Origin of the sequence: Chamaesiphon sp. OTE_8_metabat_110 (genome assembly GCF_031382685.1) — a bacterium.
GTDB lineage: Bacteria > Cyanobacteriota > Cyanobacteriia > Cyanobacteriales > Chamaesiphonaceae > Chamaesiphon.
The window spans coordinates 1-6,328 of sequence record NZ_JANMZA010000251.1; the positions used below are offsets into that span (position 1 = coordinate 1).

The 6,328-nt window shown below is 45.2% G+C and carries 9 protein-coding genes and 2 pseudogenes; 2 read left to right on the forward strand and 9 right to left on the reverse strand.

Annotation, left to right across the window (positions count from 1 at the left end):
- Positions 1-47: 47 nt before the first annotated feature.
- The 9 genes and pseudogenes from RMO52_RS09230 to RMO52_RS09270 all read right to left on the reverse strand — a co-directional run bounded on the left by RMO52_RS09230 (position 48) and on the right by RMO52_RS09270 (position 5,155).
- Positions 48-299, reverse strand: a complete 252-nt coding sequence (locus RMO52_RS09230) for a DUF3375 family protein (RefSeq protein WP_310413213.1) — start codon at positions 297-299, stop codon at positions 48-50.
- 35 nt (positions 300-334) lie between these two features.
- A complete protein-coding gene (locus RMO52_RS09235) occupies positions 335-805 on the reverse strand; it encodes a hypothetical protein (protein WP_310413216.1) in 471 nt (156 codons plus the stop codon).
- Positions 798-1,274, reverse strand: a complete 477-nt coding sequence (locus RMO52_RS09240; protein WP_309741874.1) for a PDDEXK nuclease domain-containing protein — start codon at positions 1,272-1,274, stop codon at positions 798-800. Before RMO52_RS09240 ends, RMO52_RS09235 begins: the two co-directional genes overlap by 8 nt.
- A 64-nt stretch (positions 1,275-1,338) precedes the next feature.
- Positions 1,339-1,929: a DUF5678 domain-containing protein gene (locus RMO52_RS09245; RefSeq protein WP_309741873.1), complete on the reverse strand. Its 591-nt coding sequence runs from the start codon at positions 1,927-1,929 to the stop codon at positions 1,339-1,341.
- 39 nt (positions 1,930-1,968) lie between these two features.
- Positions 1,969-2,625, reverse strand: coding sequence for a Fic family protein (locus RMO52_RS09250; protein ID WP_309741872.1), 657 nt, complete (start codon positions 2,623-2,625; stop codon positions 1,969-1,971).
- Positions 2,625-2,873 carry a hypothetical protein gene (locus tag RMO52_RS09255; protein WP_309741871.1) on the reverse strand — a complete coding sequence of 83 codons (249 nt, stop codon included), beginning with the start codon at positions 2,871-2,873 and terminating at the stop codon, positions 2,625-2,627. Before RMO52_RS09255 ends, RMO52_RS09250 begins: the two co-directional genes overlap by 1 nt.
- Positions 2,874-3,256: 383 nt before the next feature.
- Positions 3,257-3,739, reverse strand: a pseudogene (locus tag RMO52_RS09260) (ATP-binding protein).
- 60 nt (positions 3,740-3,799) lie between these two features.
- A pseudogene (locus RMO52_RS09265) lies at positions 3,800-4,000 on the reverse strand (IS21 family transposase); the annotation flags it as partial.
- A gap of 423 nt (positions 4,001-4,423) precedes the next feature.
- Positions 4,424-5,155 (reverse strand): DUF4386 domain-containing protein, encoded by a 732-nt coding sequence (locus tag RMO52_RS09270; RefSeq protein WP_310413220.1) that lies wholly within the window; start codon positions 5,153-5,155, stop codon positions 4,424-4,426.
- A gap of 158 nt (positions 5,156-5,313) precedes the next feature.
- On the opposite strand from RMO52_RS09270, the gene RMO52_RS09275 reads away from it, so the two are divergent.
- Both RMO52_RS09275 and RMO52_RS09280 read left to right on the forward strand, forming a co-directional pair.
- Positions 5,314-5,793, forward strand: a complete 480-nt coding sequence (locus RMO52_RS09275; RefSeq protein WP_309741869.1) for a MarR family winged helix-turn-helix transcriptional regulator — start codon at positions 5,314-5,316, stop codon at positions 5,791-5,793.
- Positions 5,794-5,938: 145 nt separating this feature from the next.
- Positions 5,939-6,328: MarR family transcriptional regulator (locus tag RMO52_RS09280; RefSeq protein WP_310413223.1), on the forward strand; the 390-nt coding region annotated here is incomplete at its 3' end.

Genomic DNA, 6,328 nt, shown 5'->3' on the forward strand with positions numbered 1-6,328 from the left:
TGCCATGTCTAGAGCGTCCCAGATCGAAAGTTGAACGACTACTGGCATTATGCTTGACGACGAAAGACGATTCTGGGCATCGTAGTCTTCATTTGAGAGCCTTGTGAGACGTTTGCAACCTCAATTGATTCCTTCACTTCATCATCAATCGTATGCGGCGGTTGATGAGCTATCTCTAAATATTCAACCACCTCTTCCATGCCGCAATCGATTGGATAGATTTCAAGCAATTCTAATAAGCTAATCTCCGAGCGAGATTCGAGTGCCGTAGCAATTTGGGCGAGTAATTTTTGCTGCATTATGAATTAGTTATGAGGAACTTGGAAAAAGCCAACTACTGCTGGCAGAGAAAACAAGGACGAACCGGACACTGTTCGGGACTTATTAACACCTGAGACGCAAACTTTTTAAATCCATACTCAGTATCTAATACCGTCAGAGCCTGCCGGAGATACTCGTGAACTTGAGCTGGCAACCATCCCGCACAATGAACTGGCTGCACCACTGCTAACTTATTATGCCCATCCCAGACCTCAATTCCGATCGCATGAATCGGCGAATCTTCCCTACTCTCCCGCCACACCTGTAAGACTCCATAATTTACCTGGGGCACGGGAATTTGTTGCTTGGTTTCAATCCGTTTTCGCGCCCGTTTCTGATTGATTCGATCGCGATTATTAATGTAAAAACGTCGAGCAGTGCAAAGTTTATCATCCCAGCAGTTAGGATGTTTAGCCCTAGCTTCGACTGGGGATAGGGGGGCACAGCGGAGACATTTAGCAGGGGTTTCTCTAGATTTAGCCACCCACATCTTCCCCCCACTCAATCGCACCTAGTTCGGCCTCTAGCTCTGTGGTTGAAGGTAATTCTAACTGTAAGGGATCGGGTAAGGATTTAGTCAACGCCTCCGTCCACTCAGCTACCCCCATCGGTTTATTGATATCCCGCAGCGCATATTCCGCCACCACCCCATTTTTAGACCGACACAACAATATCCCAATCGTCGGCTCATCGTTGGGATGGCGCAACAAATCGTCCACCGCTGATAGGTAAAAATTCAACTTCCCTGCATACTCTGGTTTGAATTCATCCACTTTCAACTCAATCACCACATAGCAGCGCAGTTTGAGATGGTAGAACAGCAAATCCAGTCGAAAATCCTGACCCCCTACCTCTAAGGGAAACTGTTTGCCTACGAACGCAAAACCCGCCCCCAGTTCCAATAAAAACTTCTCGATATGGAGTTCTTGGTATTCAGTACTGAGTCGATCCATGCGGGTTTGAGGGGATTACCATTTGCAAGCGTTGTTTTGAAGAAATTCAATCAGCTATCTTAAATTACTCTTCAGGACGCTCAATCCCAATCGATTGAATTCTTAAATCGCAAATTTCTTTGAATATTTCTAACTTTTCGCGATCGGTAGCAGCTCTAAAAATCTCGGCAACTGCAATCGCGGCTTTACTTTTAGGTTCTGCCGTAGCCTGTTCTTGCAGATCTTCGGTACGTCTGGGCACAAAAACAATAAAGTCAGCAGGTCGATAGCAATCTGAATCTCTTGCTGACTGAATCTTTACTTCTAGCTCCTCTATAGTTCTGGCAGAATGAATGATTCTACCATCCTCAAATAAAATCCACTTTCCGCCATGTTCTTTTACTAGCACATTTAAGCAGTCACGAAAATGACCGCGTTGTTTCTGTAAATAATTTTCAGATTCTAAATGTAGAAAGAGATTGTAAATAGAGTAAGTAATTCCCTCTCCTCGATCGTCCTCACCATGTATCAACAATCTTCTGGAAGTTTTACCCCGATTGAGATCGTACATCCGATCTTCAAAACTTATGGCTTCTGACATCGCCTCTAATTCTAGACCTTGAAACTCTCTATTGGTGTTAGAATTGGAAATAATAGCACTGATTCGATCGTTCATTTCTATAAAAACTCCCAATAATTAAAAATACTGCTGCATCTATTCTTCTCCAGTCGTTGTTTCACATAGCCCTTTTAATGACTTTAATACCGATGCAGATTGCTGGCGTTTTACTGCACCTCGAATAAACGGCTGGAGATAACTATCAAGATGTCCCTGTTCGGGATCGTTGAGTTCGGTCGTTAGTGCCGTCAGATAATCTACCTTATCTGTTTGTTTCCACTCAATACTGATTCCTGCCCGATAAGCTAATTCTGCATGAAGCACCATAATAGCCCGTCCATTGCCGTCTAGGAATGGATGTGCATGAGCCAGCAGCCCCATTACGTATCCAGGTCGTTCGCGCATAAACGGTAAATCTTGACCCCGATCTAAAGCATATTCGCCAGCACGTCTGACATCTCGTGGGTGGGCAAACATTCGATCGTAGCCACCTTTAGTAATGTTGAGATCGGGAGCCGTTGCCAATCTGTCTTCACCTGCCCAAGGGTAAATATCCCCGAACAAGGTCTTATGGATGCTCAGAATATGCTTGTATTCGATAAATTGAGTCGTCGCCAAAGCATCGATTGCGCTTTTGATATTTTTCTTAAATGACTTTTGCTCCAGGGCCTTAACTGCTGCAACGTCTTTACTACCATATATATTCCGCAGGTAGCCTCGTTCTTCAAAGTCTCTAAACGGATCGAAAGTCATTATTTTCGCTCGTGCAAATACTGAAGATGCAGCAATCCGTTGTCCTTGCCCGTAAGAATTCCTGCCCGATCGAGTTCGAGCAACAGCAGCTCTGTCTCATCTAATTCAACCTCCGCATCAGAAAGTCGTGAGTATGTATCTGCTAACTCATCAAGTTGTGTTTTCTCGTAGGTAATGTCATGTTGTGCTGCCAGCAGATCGATCTGCTGTTGGGCAGTTAAGTCAGCGATCGTGCGAACTGTTGTCATTTCAAATACCGATGGTGAGGTGGTTTTGACTACTCGATATTATATCACGATCGCGTCGATCGCCTAAATCTTGTCTAATAATAGTCTAACGTATGGAAATGCTTCTTTTCCGATGTTCAGTTTGCCGTTTTCACGACCTGCCAAGGCAGCGCTTACGCTATCGAATGCCCATTTCAGCCCCTTCTACTCACCAAAATTGCATATTCCCTCGAAAAGGGAGATTAGTGGGCGGCAGGATCCGAGTAAAAATCTCCAAGACGATCTGTTAAATGTCAAGGGGTTAGACGTGACAGGTTATTGTCGGGTAGGTGTCGCGAAAGCCGTTCTCAGATCGAAACGACAAGTAACGATCGGTTGCGACAGGGGCACCAAAAATAGAGCCGTTAGGAAGATTGAGAATTGTTTAGGCGATCGCTAGCAGCCTGCCGACGATAACTTTCAGCTTTAATCTCAAAGAGCGTGCCATGATGAACTAATCGATTACCTCCGGTAGGCTATGCCAACGACAGCAGCAACAGTCATCATTGAATCCACAAAGATTGAATCCCACTGACTGAAAGGCTGGTTCGCAGTAATGAGCAAACTCTTACGCTCATAGCGATGAGCGATTAACTCAAACAACACCGAAGTTTCAGCCTCAGACTTCTTGACATTCCGGTGGGGAGAGCCGCTTCGGTTAGACCCCGCTGTAACCGGAGAGCGTTGCGACGACTGGTTTCCAGTTCGCATAATGTGAGTAAGAATTTGGCATAAGACCATTGCTCCTGCATAGCTTGGTGTTCGACAGACTCCCAATGAGCGAGCATGTGGGACAGTCGGAGTTGTTTGAGGTGGAGTAGGAGGTGCTGATAAGGGTTCTGGGCAATAGTCGGGGCTATCGATTCGTTCGGTAGCGTTAGAGTCAAGGAGTCGGTCATAGCTGGCACTTGGATGATGTGTGCGTATTGCCAGCCGCTGTAGCCCAGTCGGTAATGGTATGACAGATGCTCGAATGGTGTTCCAGCGATGGTAATCTCGATCTCTTTGAGTTGGGTGAAATCGGAGAATCCTATCAAACCTGGCTCATGACGTAATTCAAACATCACTTCAGGACTCGGCCCATGTATCGCTTTCCACGTTTGAACTCTAATAGTTCGGGCAGCTCAAGCATTGAGTCGCCATGCTGACATCAAAACGCTGTCGCTATACGATGATAACCTCCACCAGCATCAAAAAGGAGCCACCGATCTGTTGGGTAGTTTACTTGATGAGTGAATGGTCAAAGATAGAGTTCCGTCGAAATAGATCTGGATCTCGATCTATTTCGATCTCATCTGATAAAATCGTTACTGAAGCTGGAATACAGGCAATTAATTAGCGAACTCTATCAAAATTGTGTTCTCTGAAACTGTTTTGGTGTAAGGGTTGCAGGAATTAAAGAGCGATTTAGTTTCGGATCTCGATCTATTTGGATCTCTACATCCACCACTCGCACCCAACACAACATGCAATCGGTCGTCATTATTCATCATCAAACCTCAGTAAATTAAAGTTGGGAGTTGGGGAAATCATCAGTACTTGGCCGAGAGATTACGCTCAACTTTCGCAGCCTTCGCTACTAGTACGATCCCCATCGCCAAAAACCATAGTTGCAAAACACTCACCGAGATCGAGATAAACGCGCCCAAATCCACGCCGAACAACCTGGCTAATTGAACGCCTAATAACGTTGCAGATATCAGCCCCAAAAATCCCAGCCAGCGGGGTAATATTCTGGTTTGCAAAATTCTTAACGATACGATCGCCAGCCACAATCCGGCAAATAAACTGACACCTAAAACTTCGCCTACCGAGCCAGCATAGTCATTGAGAGCGCGATAGACGACTGCGATCGATTCACGAGTACCCGTAGAGATAGTGGGATCGGTGTAAAGTGTCGCTAAAGCAGGCATTGCCACCAACCACCGAATTATTCCCAAGCAACGAGCGACAGTCGAAGCGATTCCAAACCCATTCGCGACATGCAGCCAGATTGAATCGGTTTCCTCATTACTCAGCACCCGAATCGTCAAACTGGCAATAACCCAAAATAGAATCGAGTAAATTAAATAAACGAGATAGCCAAACCTCACTGCTGAGGAATGTTCGACCAGCAATGGTAGAATTTTATCAGCCGGGTCGCTCAAACTTTTCGGCCAGTTAATCGCACTGCCTAAAACTGAGAGTGGGACAAAAATGAGCAGACTTTCAGCAATCAGCAACCAGCCTGCGATCGTAAATAAAGACTTTTGAGGGGATACCATAAAACTTTAGAAACATTCCTAAGAATATATTAACATTCCTAAGAATGTTGTCAAGAATGTCCTATCTTCATGTCTTGGAAATATTGGTGCGATTGGGCTATGCTAGATAAGTAAATCCTTTACCGTGTAGAGATTTCCTGAATTTTTGCTAAAAAGCTATGAATTGTCACGAACCCGAAAAACTCAGACAAATTTTGATTTGGATTGGGGTGGCAAATCAGTTAACGGCAACAAGATTCGAGCGATTGATGAGTGAAAGCAATTTGCCATTGCCGCAATTTACAATGCTGAACCACTTTAGCCGCGATCCACAGCAGCGTTACACTATCACCCAGCTTGCCGCAGCTTTTCAGGCAAATCAACCTGCTATGACCAAAACGGTGCAGCATTTATTGGAAAAGGGCTATTTGGAGTTCCAAGTCAGTCAGGAAGATAAGCGAGTTAAATTTCATTCGATTACAGCCGCAGGTTTAAATGCACACCAACAAGCGATCGCCCGCATCGAACCTGATGCCCAGCTCATCTTTGCCGAATGGAGTGCTGAAGAGATTGAGACGTTGCACAAATCCATGTTTCGCTTGAAGAACTGGCTCGACGATCGCCGCGATACAGTAGCGAGTAGTAAGAATGAAACATAAGTGTATCGATTGCAATAACAATCTGAAACCACTGCTCCGTTAGGATTTGCTCGTGAGCAGTATCCACACTACATTTTTCGATGCTTAAATACTTGTTGACAGGACTATCCTTAAAAGGTATACTAAGTGTATGAGCAAAATAAACATGCTTCAGCATTCCACCCTCCATGAAGAATTAGGCGAATTTCAGCCCTTTCAAGTGCCCGAACAGGAAGCTTATCTCAATCTCGTGCGGACTCATGCTCTGCTGAGTGATGAGGTGGCAGAACTGTTCAAACAGCATCATCTTTCGCAGCCCCTCTATAACGTGCTTAAAGTGCTTGCACGGATGGGAAGTACTGGAATGCCGAGTCAGTCAATTGCTCAGTACATGGTGGCACGAGATCCTGATATCACTCGTTTGGTCGATCGGTTACAAAAGGATGGGCTAATCGAACGCGAACGGGATGAACGAGATCGTCGGATTGTTCGAGTCAGAGTAACTCGATCTGGATTGGAGGCGATCGAAAAACTCGATCCCCTAATCTGGAAGTTG

Bases quoted from the DNA above. Each gene is read 5' to 3' on its own strand.
- RMO52_RS09230 (WP_310413213.1), bottom strand. From the start codon at position 299: ATGCAGCAAAAATTACTCGCCCAAATTGCTACGGCACTCGAATCTCGC.
- RMO52_RS09245 (WP_309741873.1), bottom strand. From the start codon at position 1,929: ATGAACGATCGAATCAGTGCTATTATTTCCAATTCTAACACCAATAGA.
- RMO52_RS09250 (WP_309741872.1), bottom strand. From the start codon at position 2,625: ATGACTTTCGATCCGTTTAGAGACTTTGAAGAACGAGGCTACCTGCGG.
- RMO52_RS09275 (WP_309741869.1), top strand. From the start codon at position 5,314: ATGAATTGTCACGAACCCGAAAAACTCAGACAAATTTTGATTTGGATT.
- RMO52_RS09255 (WP_309741871.1), bottom strand. From the start codon at position 2,873: ATGACAACAGTTCGCACGATCGCTGACTTAACTGCCCAACAGCAGATC.
- RMO52_RS09240 (WP_309741874.1), bottom strand. From the start codon at position 1,274: ATGGATCGACTCAGTACTGAATACCAAGAACTCCATATCGAGAAGTTT.
- RMO52_RS09270 (WP_310413220.1), bottom strand. From the start codon at position 5,155: ATGGTATCCCCTCAAAAGTCTTTATTTACGATCGCAGGCTGGTTGCTG.